The 555-nt window shown below is 55.5% G+C and carries 1 protein-coding gene; it reads right to left on the bottom strand.

Annotation, left to right across the window (positions count from 1 at the left end; genetic code table 11):
* Positions 1–109 precede the first annotated feature (109 nt).
* Positions 110–555: hypothetical protein (locus tag IEU81_RS11150; protein ID WP_231957248.1), on the bottom strand; the 446-nt coding region annotated here is incomplete at its 5' end.

Below are 555 nucleotides of genomic sequence, written 5' to 3'. Positions count from 1 at the left end.
CTTGAGCATTTATTAGATCTGCTGCCTTCTGAGGACAGAGAACTCTCTAGGTCAGTGTCCCTGCCCTTAGGGACTCACAGCCCATCTCCTGAGCAGAGAGAGAGGCAGCTCAGTACTTGTCAGGCAGGCCAGCAGGTCTGAAGTGGTTGGGGTCTTTGCCACTCCGGCCCCATTCGTTGGCAAACTGGTCGGCCTTCGAATCCTCCCGTACCTGGTCCCTGGTCATACCCTTAAACAGAGGGTCTGTGATTCCCTGAATAGTCTCTCTGGCGTTACTGATCACTTTAGCAGCCCAGGCGCCCCCCGGTCCCCTTTGGGCAGCGTCATAGTTTCCGCGGGCATGGAAGTATTTGTCTGCACCCTTGTAGTTGGCTTCTTTCATGTCTTGGTAAGCTCTCCACATGTCTTTAGCCCCTTGACCAGCTTCCTTGAGGAATGTCCCCCATCTCTGGCTGCTGACGCCCAGGATCAGGAAGCAGAAAATGATGCCCGTGGAAAGGTTCATCCTGTGGCCGTGCCCTCCTGCTGAAGCTCCTGGTGAAGCTGAGCTGCCTG

The organism is Jeotgalicoccus aerolatus (assembly GCF_014635205.1).
GTDB classification, from domain to species: Bacteria; Bacillota; Bacilli; order Staphylococcales; family Salinicoccaceae; genus Jeotgalicoccus; species Jeotgalicoccus aerolatus.
The sequence above is the reverse complement of the archived record's forward strand: the minus strand, read 5'-3'. Positions and strand labels throughout refer to the sequence as shown.